Source organism: Agrobacterium sp. DE0009 (assembly GCF_007680755.1).
GTDB lineage: Bacteria > Pseudomonadota > Alphaproteobacteria > Rhizobiales > Rhizobiaceae > Agrobacterium > Agrobacterium tumefaciens_B.
On sequence record NZ_VEIU01000061.1, the window covers coordinates 1 to 233 of the forward strand.

General features: G+C 59.7%; 1 protein-coding gene. It reads left to right on the forward strand.

The window, feature by feature from the left end; genetic code table 11:
• Nucleotides 1–233 (forward strand): GTP-binding protein (locus FS804_RS24820; protein ID WP_246665960.1); only part of this gene is annotated, 233 nt, incomplete at both ends.

Below are 233 nucleotides of genomic sequence, written 5' to 3' on the forward strand. Positions count from 1 at the left end.
GCCCGTCAGGTTGGCGTTCCGGCGATCGTCGTGTTCCTCAACAAGGTCGACCAGGTTGACGACGCCGAGCTTCTCGAGCTCGTCGAGCTTGAAGTTCGCGAACTTCTGTCGTCCTACGACTTCCCGGGCGATGACATTCCGATCGTCAAGGGCTCCGCGCTTGCTGCTCTTGAAGACAGCGACAAGAAGATCGGTGAAGACGCGATCCGCGAGCTGATGGCTCAGGTTGACGC